15 protein-coding genes are annotated in these 14,246 nt (G+C 64.9%); 6 read left to right on the top strand and 9 right to left on the bottom strand.

The window, feature by feature from the left end:
* Window positions 1–16: 16 nt before the first annotated feature.
* Complete coding sequence (gene aspS / locus ACSLGO_RS12265; RefSeq protein WP_193313236.1) at window positions 17–1,798, bottom strand: aspartate--tRNA ligase; 1,782 nt, start codon at window positions 1,796–1,798, stop codon at window positions 17–19.
* A gap of 128 nt (window positions 1,799–1,926) precedes the next feature.
* Here aspS and ACSLGO_RS12260 point away from each other — a divergent pair, with 128 nt between their 5' ends.
* Complete coding sequence (locus ACSLGO_RS12260; RefSeq protein WP_436401211.1) at window positions 1,927–3,231, top strand: APC family permease; 1,305 nt, start codon at window positions 1,927–1,929, stop codon at window positions 3,229–3,231.
* Here ACSLGO_RS12260 and ACSLGO_RS12255 read toward each other — a convergent pair.
* The 6 genes from ACSLGO_RS12255 to ACSLGO_RS12230 form a co-directional block, all read right to left on the bottom strand.
* Window positions 3,228–4,229 carry an adenosine deaminase gene (locus ACSLGO_RS12255; protein WP_263126897.1) on the bottom strand — a complete coding sequence of 334 codons (1,002 nt, stop codon included), beginning with the start codon at window positions 4,227–4,229 and terminating at the stop codon, window positions 3,228–3,230. The genes ACSLGO_RS12260 and ACSLGO_RS12255 overlap by 4 nt on opposite strands.
* A 52-nt stretch (window positions 4,230–4,281) precedes the next feature.
* Window positions 4,282–5,367, bottom strand: a complete 1,086-nt coding sequence (locus ACSLGO_RS12250; RefSeq protein WP_386916606.1) for an NAD(P)H-dependent flavin oxidoreductase — start codon at window positions 5,365–5,367, stop codon at window positions 4,282–4,284.
* A 64-nt stretch (window positions 5,368–5,431) separates the two neighbouring features.
* Complete coding sequence (locus ACSLGO_RS12245) at window positions 5,432–5,638, bottom strand: helix-turn-helix transcriptional regulator (protein WP_325787445.1); 207 nt, start codon at window positions 5,636–5,638, stop codon at window positions 5,432–5,434.
* Window positions 5,638–6,099: a hypothetical protein gene (locus ACSLGO_RS12240; RefSeq protein ID WP_386887220.1), complete on the bottom strand. Its 462-nt coding sequence runs from the start codon at window positions 6,097–6,099 to the stop codon at window positions 5,638–5,640. The genes ACSLGO_RS12245 and ACSLGO_RS12240 overlap by 1 nt, the downstream gene beginning before the upstream one ends.
* A gap of 110 nt (window positions 6,100–6,209) precedes the next feature.
* Window positions 6,210–6,794, bottom strand: a complete 585-nt coding sequence (locus ACSLGO_RS12235) for a hypothetical protein (RefSeq protein WP_436401210.1) — start codon at window positions 6,792–6,794, stop codon at window positions 6,210–6,212.
* A gap of 102 nt (window positions 6,795–6,896) precedes the next feature.
* Complete coding sequence (locus tag ACSLGO_RS12230; protein ID WP_433123727.1) at window positions 6,897–7,298, bottom strand: hypothetical protein; 402 nt, start codon at window positions 7,296–7,298, stop codon at window positions 6,897–6,899.
* A 196-nt stretch (window positions 7,299–7,494) separates the two neighbouring features.
* Here ACSLGO_RS12230 and ACSLGO_RS12225 point away from each other — a divergent pair, with 196 nt between their 5' ends.
* Entirely contained in the window at window positions 7,495–8,169 is a 675-nt protein-coding gene (locus ACSLGO_RS12225) for a hypothetical protein (protein ID WP_436401209.1), read from the top strand.
* A gap of 35 nt (window positions 8,170–8,204) precedes the next feature.
* The gene (locus ACSLGO_RS12220; RefSeq protein ID WP_091604524.1) at window positions 8,205–8,876 is read left to right on the top strand and encodes a maleylpyruvate isomerase family mycothiol-dependent enzyme; all 672 of its coding nucleotides are present in this window, start codon (window positions 8,205–8,207) and stop codon (window positions 8,874–8,876) included.
* On the opposite strand, the gene ACSLGO_RS12215 is transcribed toward ACSLGO_RS12220, so the two are convergent.
* Complete coding sequence (locus ACSLGO_RS12215; protein ID WP_436401208.1) at window positions 8,873–9,823, bottom strand: DMT family transporter; 951 nt, start codon at window positions 9,821–9,823, stop codon at window positions 8,873–8,875. The genes ACSLGO_RS12220 and ACSLGO_RS12215 overlap by 4 nt on opposite strands.
* A gap of 147 nt (window positions 9,824–9,970) precedes the next feature.
* Here ACSLGO_RS12215 and ACSLGO_RS12210 point away from each other — a divergent pair, with 147 nt between their 5' ends.
* The 3 genes from ACSLGO_RS12210 to ACSLGO_RS12200 all read left to right on the top strand — a co-directional run bounded on the left by ACSLGO_RS12210 (window position 9,971) and on the right by ACSLGO_RS12200 (window position 12,596).
* Entirely contained in the window at window positions 9,971–10,927 is a 957-nt protein-coding gene (locus ACSLGO_RS12210) for a LysR family transcriptional regulator (RefSeq protein ID WP_436401207.1), read from the top strand.
* Window positions 10,928–11,174: 247 nt separating this feature from the next.
* The gene (locus ACSLGO_RS12205; protein ID WP_377955446.1) at window positions 11,175–11,441 is read left to right on the top strand and encodes a hypothetical protein; all 267 of its coding nucleotides are present in this window, start codon (window positions 11,175–11,177) and stop codon (window positions 11,439–11,441) included.
* 273 nt (window positions 11,442–11,714) lie between these two features.
* Window positions 11,715–12,596 carry an EamA family transporter gene (locus ACSLGO_RS12200; protein WP_436401206.1) on the top strand — a complete coding sequence of 294 codons (882 nt, stop codon included), beginning with the start codon at window positions 11,715–11,717 and terminating at the stop codon, window positions 12,594–12,596.
* 558 nt (window positions 12,597–13,154) lie between these two features.
* Here ACSLGO_RS12200 and ACSLGO_RS12195 read toward each other — a convergent pair.
* Entirely contained in the window at window positions 13,155–13,793 is a 639-nt protein-coding gene (locus ACSLGO_RS12195; protein ID WP_325787456.1) for a Type 1 glutamine amidotransferase-like domain-containing protein, read from the bottom strand.
* Window positions 13,794–14,246 lie beyond the last annotated feature (453 nt).

The raw sequence follows: 14,246 nt of genomic DNA, 5'->3' as shown, positions 1-14,246 counted from the left end.
ATTTGTCTGGATAGGGCTAGGAGGCTGGCTTGTCCTGCTTCTTCTCCGGCTTGAAGTCCACGCCGGCTTCCTTGCGCTGCTGGGCGCTGATCGGAGCCGGAGCGGAGGTCAGCGGATCGTAGCCGCCGCCGGACTTCGGGAAGGCGATGACGTCGCGGATCGAGTCGGCGCCGGCCAGCAGCGCCACCACACGGTCCCAGCCGAAGGCGATGCCGCCGTGCGGCGGAGCGCCGTACTTGAAACCTTCAAGCAGGAAGCCGAACTGTTCCTGGGCGGTCTCCTCGGAGATGCCCATGACCTTGAAGACACGTTCCTGCACGTCGCGGCGGTGGATACGGATTGAACCGCCGCCAATTTCGTTGCCGTTGCAGACGATGTCGTAGGCGTAGGCCAGGGCAGAGCCGGGATCGGTGTCGAAGGTGTCCAGGAACTCGGGCTTCGGGGAGGTGAAGGCGTGGTGCACTGCGGTCCACTCGCCTTCACCGGCGGCTACGTCCCCGGCTGCCACTGCTGCGGCGGCGGGCTCGAACATCGGGGCGTCAACGATCCAGACGAATGCCCAGTCCTTCGGGTCGATCAAGCCGGTACGGTGGCCGATTTCAACGCGGGCAGCGCCGAGCAGGGCACGGGCTTCGGAAGTCTGACCGGCAGCGAAGAAGATGCAGTCGCCGGGCTTGGCGCCGACCTTCTCTGCCAGGTTTTCCCGCTCGAAGTCGGTGAGGTTCTTGGCGACCGGACCGGTGAGCGTGCCGTCTTCCTGGACCAGCACGTAGGCCAGGCCCTTGGCGCCGCGCTGCTTGGCCCATTCCTGCCAGGCATCGAGGGTGCGCCGGGCCTGAGAGGCGCCGCCGGGCATCACCACGGCACCGACGTAGGGCGCCTGGAAGACGCGGAAGGTGGTGTCCTTGAAGAACTCGGTGAGCTCAGTCAGTTCCAGGCCGAAGCGCAGGTCCGGCTTGTCGGAGCCGTAGCGGGCCATGGCATCCGCGTAAGTCATCCGGGCGATCGGGGTCTGAATCTCGACGCCGATCAGCTTCCAGAGCGACTTCACGATCTGCTCGCCGAGGGCAATGATGTCATCCTCTTCGACGAAGCTCGCCTCGATATCCAGCTGCGTGAACTCCGGCTGGCGGTCGGCCCGGAAGTCTTCGTCGCGGTAGCAGCGGGCAATCTGGTAGTACTTCTCGAACCCGCCCACCTGCAGCAGCTGCTTGAACAGCTGCGGGGACTGCGGGAGCGCGTACCAGGAGCCGGGGGCCAGCCGTGCCGGGACCACGAAGTCGCGGGCACCCTCGGGAGTGGAGCGCGTCAGCGTGGGGGTTTCAATCTCCACGAAGCCCTCGTCGTGGAGCAGTTCGCGGGCCACGCGGTTGGCCTCGGAGCGCAGCCGCATGGCAGCGGCGGGAGCCGGACGGCGCAGGTCCAGGTAGCGGTGCTTCAGGCGTGCTTCCTCGCCCACCTCCACGTGCTCGTCGATCTGGAACGGCAGCGGGTCGGAAGTGTTGAGGATGACGACGTCGTCCGCAATGACCTCTATCTCGCCGGTGGCGAGGGCGGGGTTCTCGTTGCCTTCGGGACGGCGCTCAACCTTGCCGGTGATCTGCAGGACGTACTCATTGCGCAGGCCGTGGAAGACGTCCTCTTCACGGACAACAACCTGGGCAACGCCGGAGGCATCACGCAGGTCAAGGAAGGCTACGCCTCCGTGGTCCCGGCGGCGGGCAACCCAGCCGGCCAGGGTGACAGTCTGTCCAATATGCTCGGCCCTCAGGGAACCAAGGGCATGTGTGCGCAGCACAGCAGTCCTTTCAACTTCGATTGGTTGCGGAAACCACCTGTTTCCGCCCATTGTGAGTAGAGATCTTCTTCGAGTTTACCGGTGTTCCCCGCGCTTCCCGGCCAAGGGCTGACCGATTGGAGGCCCGTTTGTCCGGCAATGCCGCCACTGCACGCCCGCTGGGCGGGTACGACGCGACCACGGCAGGCATCGGTTCGATCATCGGCGCGGGCGTGTTCATTGTTTTCCCGGCCGCGGTGAGCGCGGACGGCGGGTCGCTCGCCCTGCCCCTGGTGATTGCCGCCGTCGTCGCCTATGCCTGCGGGGTGGCGATTTACCAGATCAGTTCCGCGCTGAATGAGGGACAGGCTAATTACGACGACGGCGGCACCCGGGCTGCGCGGGTGATCCTCGGTCCCACGGCGGCGTTCGTGACCGGCTGGGTGTTCCTGTGTTCTCGGCTGGCGGCGGCAGCGGTGGCGGCGCTGATGCTGGGAACCTATCTGGCACCTGGTCACGCCGTGGCGGTAGCCGTTGCCGCCGTCGTCCTGACTGCGGTCCTCAACCTGTTTGGCGCATCGCGCAGCGACTGGGTGTCCCGCTTCGTCGTGGCCTTCGTCGTTGCGGTGCTGGCCTTTGTGGCCGTGGTGGCGTTCAACTCGGATCTTCCCGGCGGCACCCCGAAGCTGGCGACCCTGCCGGAGCCGGGGTTTGCCGGACTCCTTGAGTCCTCCGCGCTGCTCTACTTCGCCTTCATCGGTTACGGGTATCTGGCTTCGCTGGGACCGCATGTCCGCTCCCCCGCGCGGAACATTCCGCTCGCACTGCCGGCCGCTATCGCCGTCGTCCTGGGTCTCTACCTGGTGCTTGGCCAGTCGCTGCTGGATTTCTTCGGGCCCGCGTCGCTCGCGGCGGAGCCTGCTCCGCTGCTGGTTCCGGCGGCGGAGCTCAGCGGCGGCGTGGGCACCGGGGCAGTGCTGATCGCTGCGGCTGCCGCCGGGCTGGGCGCGCTGTCTGCCCTGAACGCCGGCTGCGCACGGATCGGCGCGGCCATGGCGGAGGAGGGCGAGCTGGCCCCGGTCTTCGGCCGCCGGCGGGCGCTGCTGCGCGGCCGCCCCGCAGTGCCGTGGGCCGGCATAACCGCAGGTGCCGCCGTCGTTGTTGCCCTGGTCCTGGCGTTCCCGCTGACCACGCTGCTGGGAGTCGCCGCGTTCACCGGCCTGCTGTACGCCAGCGGCACGGCAGTCATCGCGTTTACGCTGCGGAAGCGGCACTGGTACACGCCGCGGGTGCTCAACGTGCTCGGCATCGCCGGAGCCCTGCTGCTGGCGCTTTCGCTTCCGCTACTGGATATTTCGCTGGGCCTGATGGCGATTGCCGCCGGTGCCATAGTGCGGCTGACCTTCCGCCGCGGCCGGGGCGATGCCGGCGGGAGGGGCCGGCCGGCCGCCTAGGCGATACCTTCTGCCAGAAGCCAGGCCTCGATTTCCGCGAAGAGCTCGGCCTTGCGCTGCGCGGAAGCGAACGACGCCGTGACGGAGTTCTCGGCGAGCCTGGCCAACTGTGCCGGGTTGAGGTCGAAGGTCCTGCGGAGCACGGCGAAGTTGTCATCGACGTAGCCGCCGAAGTACGCCGGGTCATCGGAGTTCACCGACACGTTCAGGCCCTGTTCAAGCAGCAGCGGCAGCGGGTGGCTCTCCAGCGAATCAACTGCCTGCAGCCGCACGTTGGACAGCGGGCAGATGGTCAGCGGAACCTGCTCGCGCTCCAGCCGTGCCACCAGTTCCGGGTCATCCATGCAGCGGATTCCGTGGTCGATCCGGTCCACCAGCAGCAGGTCCAGGGCCTGCTCGATGTAGTGGGAAGGACCCTCCTCCCCCGCGTGCGCCACGAGCTTGAGGCCGGCGGCGCGCGCCTGCTCATAGAGCGGCACGAAGTTCTCCGGCGGGTTGCCGAGCTCCGCAGAGTCCAGGCCGATGCCGATGATAGGCGCGTTCATGGCCAGCAGGTCTGCAAGGACCCTGGAGGCTTCTTCCTGCGGGCGGTCGCGCAGGAATGCTGCGATCAGCGCCGTGGACATCCCGAATTCCGCCTCGGAGGTCTCCAGCACGGCGGCCACGCCCTGGATGCAGGTTTCAAGTGCGACGCCGCGGGCCAGGTGCGCCTGCGGGTCCACCATCACTTCAACGTGCCTCACTCCGGCCGCTGCAGCGCGGGCCAGGTAGGCACGGGTCATGTCCGCGAAGTCCGCTTCGGTGCGGAGGACGTCCATGTTGGCGTAGTAGAGGTCAAGGAAGGACTGCAGGTCGGTGAACTCGTAGCGGGCACGGAGCTCGTCCAGATCCGCGTAGGGCAGCTCGATGCCGTTGCGGGCGGCCAGGTCAAAGATCAGCTCCGGTTCCAGGGTTCCCTCAATGTGCAGGTGGAGTTCGGCGCAGGGCAGCTTGCTCAAGACGGTCCTCTCAGAAGTTCAACGGGCAGGCGCGGCGGGCCGCATCCTTCTTTCAGCCTAGGGTGCCAGGGCGGTCCGGACTATTCCGGCTCTCCTCCGCCGGCGCGTGAGTTTGGCTACCGTGTTCCATGAGCCAGGCGATGACCTGCCCTGCGGGAAGCTGCGGCGCGTTCCGCCAGCCGGTTCCGGCCCACAGGTGCAGGGTGTCGGCGTCGCCCGCTTTGCCGGCCGCCTGGCGCAGTTCCCGCGTGAGGTGGTGTACCGCTGGATAGGCAGTCGGGGCGGAACCGCCGTGACGTTCGGCGAATCCGTTGCGCAGCGCCCGCGCCGGCCTGCCCGTGAATGCGCGGGTAAGCACGGTCTCGGAGAACTCGCTGCCGGCCAGTGCGGAGCGGTGGGTGGGTGAGGTCCCGGCTTCGTCCGCCAGCAGCAGCAGGGTTCCCACGGCCACAGTGTCCGCACCGGCAGCCAGGAGGGCCTGGACTGCTTGAGGACCGTCGACACCGCCGGCGGCGATGACGGGCAGACCGGTTGCTGCCCGCACTTCCCTGACCAGGTCTGCGGTGGATACCTCGTTGATCTGGCGGTCCGCGTCGAAGGTGGCGCTGTGGCCCCCAGCCCGCGGCCCCTGGACTATCAGCCCGTCCGCACCGGCATCCTGTGCCTGGCGTGCCTCCGCGGGGGTGGTCACGGAAGCGAGGACGGTGGTTCCGGCCCCCTGCAGCGCGGCGATGTCCGCCGCTGCCGGCAGTCCAAAGGTCAGCGAGACGACGTCGACTGGATCCTGGATCAGCAGCTCAAGCTTTTCCTCCCAGAAGTCGTCATCGGCCACCGGCTGCTCGCCAAGAGTCAGCCCGTAGCGGTCCGCTTCGGGCTGCAGCCGCCGGGCATAAGCGCGAAAGGCAGCTTCATCTACGGGGTCCGGCGACGGAACGAAGAGGTTCACGCCGAATGGGTATCCACCGGCCCGGAGTTCGCTGATTTCCGCTGCGAGGGCAGCGGGCGTCTTGTAGCCGCCGGCCAGGAACGCAAACCCGCCGGCGTCGGCAACGGCTGAGGCCAGCGCCGTCGTTGTTGGTCCGCCGGCCATGGGTGCTGCGGCGATCGGCAGGCGAGAGGGAAGGATTGGGTCAGGCATCGATGGGCCTTTCGGGACGTCGGGAGTCTTTCGGCCATTGGGGCCTTTCGGGAGCTGCGCGGGCTCAGCCGGAGGAAACCTGCTCGGGGATGAACAGGTCCTCGATCCGGCAGTCGAAGACGGCGGCGAGCCTGAAGGCAAGCGGCAGCGAGGGGTCGTAACGGCCCTTTTCGATGGAGATGATGGTCTGCCGCGAGACGCCAAGTTCGTCGGCGAGGTGCTGCTGTGACCAGCCACGCTCCGATCGGCGGAGGGTCAGTGAGTTCTCCATCAGGCCGCGGTTTTCTTCTGCCAAAGGTAGCGCACGCCGAAGTCCAGCATGGCGAAGGCAACCACACCGCCCAGGACCAGGCCTGCCGTACCTTCGGTGCCAAGGAACGTGAGTGCTGCGCATCCCAGTCCGCCCACCAGGAGGATGTCGGTGAACGCGCCGCTGGCGGCTTTGTCATACCACACGGACTCGACGGAGTCTTCGGGTTTCTTGAGTGCACCGGGGATGGTCGAGCGGTCCACGAGCACTACCCACGCCAGCACCGCCGCGATGGGCAGGGTAAAGACTGCCATGATGCCGAACGCCAGCAGCGGCCGGTCTCCGTTCCGCAGCACCATGAACAGCCAGCCCAGCGCGGCGGACACGAGGACGGCAATGGCCAGCGAAGCGGCCATCAAATGGGAAGTCCTGCCGCCGAACCGCGCACGGCCCCATTTGTTCCGGGTGTCTTCAACGCTCATCTGTTCGCCTTTCCTCGGTCCAACCAGCTGTCAAGGACACTGTACTGTCAAGCGACCTGTACGTAAAGTGTGTTTGACCATCAGTGTGTCGGCTACCGCATCCCAGACGCTCAGGACGGGGTTCCGGGACCGGATGCCAGGAGCTCGACGAGACTGTCCAGAGTTTCCGGACTCGCGGCGACCTGCACCCTCCCCTTGTCAGTGAGCAGGGTTACCACTTCATACCCGACGTCCCAGAGATACTTCCGTTCATTGCGCCGGACCTTCCGGCGTTCGGGAAGTACTTCCTGGACCACAAAGTCGGTTGCGCGCCCGGATGGCTCCAAATTGTCATAAACGGCGGGCTGGAAGCGCAGGGACCCCTCAGCGGGAGTCGCAATTCCCTGGTTCCATGTTCCGCTGAGCGATCCCGGCCGCGCATCCGGGTAGCGAAGATACGCTTTTGACTGTCCGTGTGCATCGAGCCGCTCCTTGGTCCTGCGAACGGTCCGCGCTTGGAAGAATGCGGGGAGCCAGTAGACCAGGGAATACATAAGCGCCTGGAACAGTATTTCGGCAACGTCCAGGGATCCATTAGTAAGGCCCACTACGGTTGTGACCACCACGAGAAAGATCGCGTAACCCAGCACCACGGCCAGGTATGGATGCTGCCGTATCCAGGTCTTTGTTGCGCTGTTCCTCCGGGGCCCGTTCATCCGCGAAGTCTTACACAGCCGTCCCGCCGGTCAATACGTAGGAAATGAGGGTTCGGAGACGAGATATATCGGGGGCTTCCTGCACAGATCCGGAATTGTGGATCAGCGGGACTCCACGACGGCCGGGGTCTGCCGGGCGCCGCGGCACAGCTGTTCGTCGCGCTGCTCTGGGCTGAGCTCTTCCCACGCCCGGGCCTGCAGCCCGACGTCGGCTGCAGGGATACCCATGGCTATCAGCTGTTCGGGGGAAACCATCGCACTGTTCTCCGGGCCGATCAGGTTGCCCCGGTCCAGGTCAGCACCCGGTCCATCAACGTAATCGGCGGAGCATGCGACAAACGGTTCGTACACCGCCGTCGCGGGATCGTCCGCCACCGCTGAAGGCGCCGACGCCGGCACGGCAGCAGTTGCCTGCCGGACTGAGTGGACCACGGATTGATCGGATGCGGGCATGGTGCCGATCCCGAGAACAAAGCCACCCACGAGCGAGGCTCCCACAATCATGCCTATTGACGGTTTTCTTCTCACGGCGGTCCCCCATGGCCTCCCGCACCCCAGCGGTGCGACGGCCCCAGCCTAGCCCAGGACGGCTCGCTGTTGGTTCTGGCGCCGGCGGATCCCCGACTGACAAAACGTAAACTGGAAAAACGAGGGACATTTACAGGCTCACCGTGTTGATCCATAGTGGGGCATGGAATGGATGGGGATACTTCCCGAAGACGCACCGGACCCCCGGGTCGAAGAGGCCAAAAGCCTGACATTGATGCCTATCCCCGTGGTCGGCCTCGCATCCCAACCGGCACTGGAGGACACGGATTCCGTCAGTGTGAACTCCATTCTGGATGAGACTGGGTACAGCGAACTGACGGCGAGCATCACCTATACCCTCTGGCGCAATCCGGACGACAGGTCGGACCCGGTGAACCGCGCGGATCTCGACGCCGAGACGCTGCAAGCGATCGAGGAAGTTCCGCCGTGGTCCCGGCCCGCCTGGCTGATTCAACAGGTGGAGCGAATGCGCTATCCCCAGCTGTGGGAGGCCGTGCGAACCACGTGGCAGCGCGAGCCAAGCGCTTCGCTCCAGGACCTCCTGGCAGACCACGTCAACCACATTCTGTCCAACCAGTACCGGGAGGAGCTATGGCCCGGCGGTGAACCCTGGGATCAGCGCGCACCCGTTGTCACGGCACGGATGGTCAACGGCCAGGCCCGAACCATTCTCGACGGCGCGGACGTCCCCGGTGCGGAAGTTGATACCGACCCGTTCGTTTACGGCATCGGTGCGCGCCTCCCAGGCGGCGGCGTCGTCACCGCTGTTTTGCCGCGCGCTGAACTGAAGTGGATCCAGGTACGGTTTGAGACACGCAGCGAGTAACGAATCCCGAAACCGACAAGAAATGGGCGTTTCTTATGCCGCAAAAACAGCATGACCATCTGTGGGCGCTGGCACACGCCGAGCGAAAGGTTCTGGCAGACGCGCTGGCGAACCTCAGCCCGGTGCAGTGGCAGCACCGCACTCTGTGCGGCCAGTGGAACGTCGAGGAAGTCACAGCCCACCTCACCGCCGCGGCCAGCCTGAACCAGTGGCGCTGGCTGCGCAGCATGGTTGGCGCGCGGTTCCGGCCCGACGTGCACAACCAGCGCCGAATGGCCGAGCATCTGGGCAAGACGCCCGTGGAGACACTCGCCCGTTTCCGCGCCGTCATCACCAGCACCACGGCACCCTCCGGGCATACAGCGGCCTACCTGGGTGAGGTCGTCGTGCACGCCCAGGACATACGCCAGCCCCTGGGACTTCCCCACACAGCCCCTGTTGAGGCGCTGACGTCCGTGGCCGAATTCTTCGCGTCGCGCAACTTCACGGTTGAGAGCCGCACCCATACGGCCGGGTTGCGGTTACGCGCACAGGACGGACCGTTCGCGGCGGGCTCGGGTCCTCTCATCACCGGGACGACGCTCGCCCTCGTGATGGCCATGGCCGGCCGCGACGCTTATCTGGATCAGCTCGACGGCCCCGGAGTGCCGGTTCTCCGCTCCCGGCTTCCGGCCGCCGGTTCCGAAGCCGGCCAAACCCGCAGCTAACCGGTTCCACCCGGCTCTCCAATCTGGAACCGACCCTGCCGCGGCCGGTTGCGTCGGAGCCGGACTCGGTGGCGTGTTTCGGCCCGCAGCCCGAGGTACGTTCCGGCAACAATGAGGGTGGCGCCTAGGATGCCCGGGAGGCTGAGGGTGTCCTGACCAATGCTGAGTCCGATGAGCACGGCCCAAATGGGTTCGGTACCCATGAGGAGGCTGGCACGGGACGCTGAAGTCTGCTGGATGGCCCAGGTCTGCACGAGGAACGCGAAGACGCTGCAGGCCAGGCCAAGGTAGAGGACACCGAGCCATTGCGCGGAAGTGAACGTTCGGACGGCACTGAGGACACCGGTGGGATCGCCCACGGTGTAGACGAGGGCGCAGACGGCGCTCTGCACCAGCGTCAGGTTCAACGGACTGTAGGCGCGGCCCCGGGTGAGCCCGGAGACGGCAGTGACATGGATGGCGCGCACCACCGCAGCGGCGAGCATCAGGATGTCTCCGGGAGTCGGCGTCGCAAAACCGTCCCCGGAAACCAGCAGGCATACCCCGACGACGGCGATCACCGCGGCGCCCAAGACCATGCGCGGCAGTTTCGCGCGGAAGACGATGGCCTCGGTTATGGGGGTGAATACAACCACGAGACTGATGATCAGTCCGGCGTTGGTGGCACTGGTACCGGCAATCCCGTGGGTTTCCAGGATCAGCACGCTTGCCTGGGTGAGTCCGAGGACGACGCCGACGGCTGCTTCGCGGCCCCCGATGGTACGCCGGCTGCGGATCACCCAGATCAACCACAGGGCAGAAGCCGTGATGAGGAATCGCAGGGAGAGGATGACGGTGACACCGGCAGTATCGGTGAGCGATTTCGCCGCCAGGTAACTGCTGCCCCACACCACGGCGACCAGAAGGAGGAACCCGTCAATGCGCCGGGCAACGAGAAAAGAGCTCACCGGGCCGGAGCACCGCTTCCGCGTCGCGGGAGCCGGGAGCTTTGAGTACTTGAGAGGGGTTGGATTTGGGGGCACCCACTGAGTCTCACCCGTCCGGTTTGATTAGACGAGAGGGCAGTTTGTAAACCAATGGTTTAGTGTTCGCTTATGGATATCCATCAGCTGCGGCTGCTCAGGGAATTGGGCGAACGCGGAAGCCTGGCAGCAGTAGCGCGGGCCCTGCATGTCTCCCCCTCCGCGGTGTCGCAGCAGCTGACCGCTTTGCAGCGCCGGGTCGAGGTTCCCCTGACGGAACGCCGAGGGAGGAACCTGGTGCTGACCGGTGCCGGGCGGTCCCTGGCCGAGGCAGCAGCACAGATCAGCGTCGCAATGAGCTCTGCGGAACAGGCCGTGAGCCGTTATGTGCAGGACCCGACGGCGTCCGTGACGGTCTGTGCCTTCAACAGTGCCGCTTTGGCCTTCTTCGGCCCGCTGCTGGCTGATCTTGCCGGTGCGGATAATCCCCGCCTGCTCTGCCATGACCGGGACGTGGGACAGGATGAATTTCCCGCCCTGACGGCTGACTTCGACCTCGTCGTGGCACACCGGCTGCAGCACAGCCCGCCCTGGCCGTCCTCCGTGACGGTGATTCCCCTGCTGCAGGAACCCCTGGACATCGCCATGTCCGAGCAGCACCGTCTCGCTGGCCAGGCAGCGGTCCGCGTCGCGGACCTCGCGGAACAGCAGTGGATATCGGTGCAGGACGGCTACCCGCTGGTCTCGGCTCTTGACAGCATCGCCGTCCACGCGGGCCGGCCCCTGAACATTTCGCATCGGATCAACGAGTTCTCCACGGCAGCCGCCATCGTCGCTGCGAGCGACGCCGTAGCACTGATGCCCCGCCACACGGCAGCGCCCCAACCCGGCAGCCGAGTTGTCCTGAAACCCCTCGACGGACTTCAGCTCACCAGGCACGTTGATATTCTCTGCCGTCCCGAAGCTCTCCACCGGACCGCGGTCCAGAAGGTCGTTGCCGCGCTCCAGGACCGAGCAGCGGAGGCACGGCAGCGGATTTCTCAACCACCGGCGCGCAAAGTGGTCGACGCCGGGACAACCAGCGGCTAGATTGTCACCACCATTTATCACTCGCGGGGGACCCATGAGAAAAATTGCCATCAGCCCTGTGTTCGCACTACTGCTGCTTACAGGATGCAGTACAGCCACCGCAGGTGCTGCGGCTGGGCAGGCTACGTCTACGACAACACCGACGGGGAGTGCGGAATCCCCCAGTCCGCAAACCGTTCGGGCTACTGAAGAGCAGTCGTGCGTGGAACTCCTCGGCCCGGACGGGCAGGGCCCCTTGGGTCAGGTCATGTCAGCCGTGATAATCCGTGATGGCACATCAGGCATGGCCCTAAGCGCGGAGGATGCGCGCCCGCTGCACGGCGAACTCCAGGAAATCTCCGAAGCCGCGCCTGAGGACATCTCCCAGCTCCTGAAGGAGTTCTCCTCCCCCACCGAGAACGTCCTCCGGAAAGCCGAAAACCCGGACGTGTCGTGGAACTTGAACGTGGATACCTGGACCTCAGCTGCCAGCGAACTCCAGTCCCGCTGCGAAGCGTACGTACCCTCAAACTAAACAGACCGTATGGCCGGAGCCCGTAGCACGCGCTGCGCAAGGTAAGCACAGCTACACTCCCGGCGGTGCCAGTCACAGTTGGCCTTGAACCTGTTCCACTAATACGCTCCCCTTATGGACCCGATGAGCAACCTGGGCTGTTCTGCCCGCCGAGGACCGTCCGCGCACCGCTGACAGGCATCGCGGATTCTTCCCATTCTTTTCTGAGCGGCTGCCTGTCGTCTGACTTCCTTGTCAACGACCGGTCTTTCGGTCTGCCCAGAAATGGTTATCGTGTTCCACAATCTCTCCTCTCGTTCGCGCGCCCTGACGGGCGCAGCCTGCGTCATCATCGGTTCGATCAGCATCCAGATATCCTCGGTTCTGGCCAGCGGCGTCTTTGCCGTTGCCGGTCCCCTCGCCACGAGCGGGCTCCGGCTATGGCTTGCTGCGTTCCTCCTCCTCGCCATAGCCCGGCCCCGGATACGGAGGCTGGACTCGCGGGCCTGGTCCGGGATCCTGCTGTATGGGGCGGCTATGGCTGCCATGAACGTCCTGCTTTACAGCGCCCTTGAACGTATTCCACTTGGCTTGGCGGTCACTTTCGAGTTCCTCGGCCCGCTGGCCGTGGCCAGCCTCGGAGCCAAGGGTCTCATTGACAGGTGCCTGCCGGTACTGACCCTGGCGGGAGTCGCCGCCGTCGCGGGCGTCCAAACCGACCCCAACGGCTTCGGTGTCCTGTTCGGACTCGGGGCCGCGGTCGCGTTCGGAACCTACACGCTGATGGCAGGCCGGGTCGGTCAGGACAGCGCGGGCATTCAGGGACTGGCTTTGTCAGTGGGGGTTGCTGCCCTTTTGCTGTCACCGTTCTCCCTGCCCGCCGTGCCGAAGCTGGACACCGCAGACTGGGTGGCTGTGCTGATATCGGCCCTACTGGGAGTTGCCCTGGCGTACACGTTGGATTTCCTGGCCACAAAGCTCACATCTCCGCGTGTTGTCGGGACGTTGTTTGCCGTTGATCCGGCGGCGGCCGCCGTCGTCGGCGCTCTGGCGCTGGGCCAGGAACTGCCGGTTTCGGCGGTAGCCGGAATCGGCCTGGTCATCGCGTCGGGCGCCGCCATCATATGGCGAAGCGGCCGCACGTCCACGACGCCGCCGGGAGACGTTCAGCCGTAGCGTTGCGGGCACTGGCTGCGCGTCCCCAGCCAGTGCCCGCTTGTTCTTGTCTGCGACACCCCCTGCCCTGGCAACGTGCGGACGGGATCCTTCGGCCCGGACGGTTCAACTCATAGCCCGGGATGTCCGGTGCCCTTGCCTCGGTCGCGCCAATATGTCGTTTCGCTGCTGCCGAACGAACCGTGCGACGCGGACCCCTATGGCCGCTGCGGCAAAATTTGTTTCGGTAACCAGTCCCGCTTCGACTTAGAGGCCACCACACTGACCAGCGTTTGGGTAACATCCAGACGCTGCAGCTTCGCCAGCACGCACCAGCTCTCAGAGATGACCGCGGCTGAGTAGCGCCGGCTATCCCCGGGGATGTTTCCTCCCTGCCAGCCATCGACAGGTGCCGGACTCTACGCTTCGATGCTGACAACCGAGTACCACAGGACTGCAGTAGGAGGATCCTCACCCGCTTAGTATTCTTACGAAGGTTCCTGGCGATCGGCCGTAAAGAGTCTCCACGTCGCCACTTCCCACAGCTGATCCTGCTGCTCAGCAATCACCCCATAACGCCTACTCGTTTTCAGAGGATTCGACGCAGCGTATATTTCCGTCTACGACGAGAAGTGCTTCGGTATCTGCCAGCATCATCAGTCCGGGTGTGCCCTCGAATTGGTGAGCCACCGCGGTGATCGTTTCGGGCGGGTAGGGAGGCAATAGCCCATCAGCATGGGGCAGAATCACTGCGTCTACCAGGCTAAGCCCCTTGCAGTTGTCTAAAGAGACTCCCTCGGTGTGTCCGTCGAGAGCGATCGCCGGCTCAATGTTTTTCCCCATAATCATCGCTCCGGCACTCGCTCCCATGTAAGGCAGCCCTGCTCGAATCCGTTCAATCAATACTGTGTCGGCACCGACGCGTCGCAGGGTCGCCATAAGGTAGTCGGCCATGCCGCCGGAAACATAGATCGCGTTCACCGTATCGAGCACAGCGGCAAGGTCAGCTGCAGTTCCCTGGCCGATTCTTACGGGCACTAGGGAGTATCCCAGTTCTTGAAGTTGGAGGCGTTCGCGTTCGATGAAGGGCGCGCTCCCTAGAGGTACGGAGGCATCATCAATGTAGGCGATGCGTGTGGCTGCGCGGGCATCAAGACTCGGGGTATTTAAAAACCTGGGAATGGCGCCGATGAATCTAGAGAGTAGGAGCATCTTCATACATGCAGCCTACGAGGAGCCACTGACACGCTCAGGGGATAGTCGCTTCGAGTGAAAGTGAACGTCTAGTCAGTCTCCAAGCCCACAGGCGACAGGTCGCCCAGAAACGGTGGTGTTAGAGACACCGGCAGCCGCGACCGGAAACGCCCGCAGTATCTGTCTCGTTCTTCGTATACCAAGGGAGGAAGCTGGAAGGTGTGCCAGTCAGGGATACTCAGCGCGAGACGCTGTCAGGGGTACTGATGACGCGGACACCGTACGGTGCATTACCTCTGGACATCTACGGGACGATCCTCTTCTTAGTCAGTGTCTTGGGCGGACTTACGCTCATCGTGGCCGGCCGACTTTGGGCAGCGGGCCACTCGCGAACCAAAGGAACACCGTTGAGACGCGAAAGAAAGGCTTGGATAGCGCTGATCGGGGTAGGTGCAGTTCTCATCGTGGGTGCCGCCC

It is taken from the genome of Arthrobacter sp. IK3, assembly GCF_051337705.1.
GTDB classification, from domain to species: domain Bacteria; phylum Actinomycetota; class Actinomycetes; order Actinomycetales; family Micrococcaceae; genus Arthrobacter_B; species Arthrobacter_B koreensis.
Note: the sequence above shows the minus strand (reverse complement) of the source record. Positions and strands in the feature narration are given on the sequence as shown.

What these genes read in the sequence shown, in the direction of transcription:
- ACSLGO_RS12250 (WP_386916606.1), bottom strand. Translation starts at nt 5,367, where the DNA reads ATGCCTGACCCAATCCTTCCCTCTCGCCTGCCGATCGCCGCAGCACCC.
- ACSLGO_RS12245 (WP_325787445.1), bottom strand. Translation starts at nt 5,638, where the DNA reads ATGGAGAACTCACTGACCCTCCGCCGATCGGAGCGTGGCTGGTCACAG.
- ACSLGO_RS12240 (WP_386887220.1), bottom strand. Translation starts at nt 6,099, where the DNA reads ATGAGCGTTGAAGACACCCGGAACAAATGGGGCCGTGCGCGGTTCGGC.
- ACSLGO_RS12235 (WP_436401210.1), bottom strand. Translation starts at nt 6,794, where the DNA reads ATGAACGGGCCCCGGAGGAACAGCGCAACAAAGACCTGGATACGGCAG.
- ACSLGO_RS12230 (WP_433123727.1), bottom strand. Translation starts at nt 7,298, where the DNA reads ATGATTGTGGGAGCCTCGCTCGTGGGTGGCTTTGTTCTCGGGATCGGC.
- ACSLGO_RS12225 (WP_436401209.1), top strand. Translation starts at nt 7,495, where the DNA reads ATGGGGATACTTCCCGAAGACGCACCGGACCCCCGGGTCGAAGAGGCC.
- ACSLGO_RS12220 (WP_091604524.1), top strand. Translation starts at nt 8,205, where the DNA reads ATGCCGCAAAAACAGCATGACCATCTGTGGGCGCTGGCACACGCCGAG.
- ACSLGO_RS12210 (WP_436401207.1), top strand. Translation starts at nt 9,971, where the DNA reads ATGGATATCCATCAGCTGCGGCTGCTCAGGGAATTGGGCGAACGCGGA.
- ACSLGO_RS12205 (WP_377955446.1), top strand. Translation starts at nt 11,175, where the DNA reads ATGTCAGCCGTGATAATCCGTGATGGCACATCAGGCATGGCCCTAAGC.
- ACSLGO_RS12195 (WP_325787456.1), bottom strand. Translation starts at nt 13,793, where the DNA reads ATGAAGATGCTCCTACTCTCTAGATTCATCGGCGCCATTCCCAGGTTT.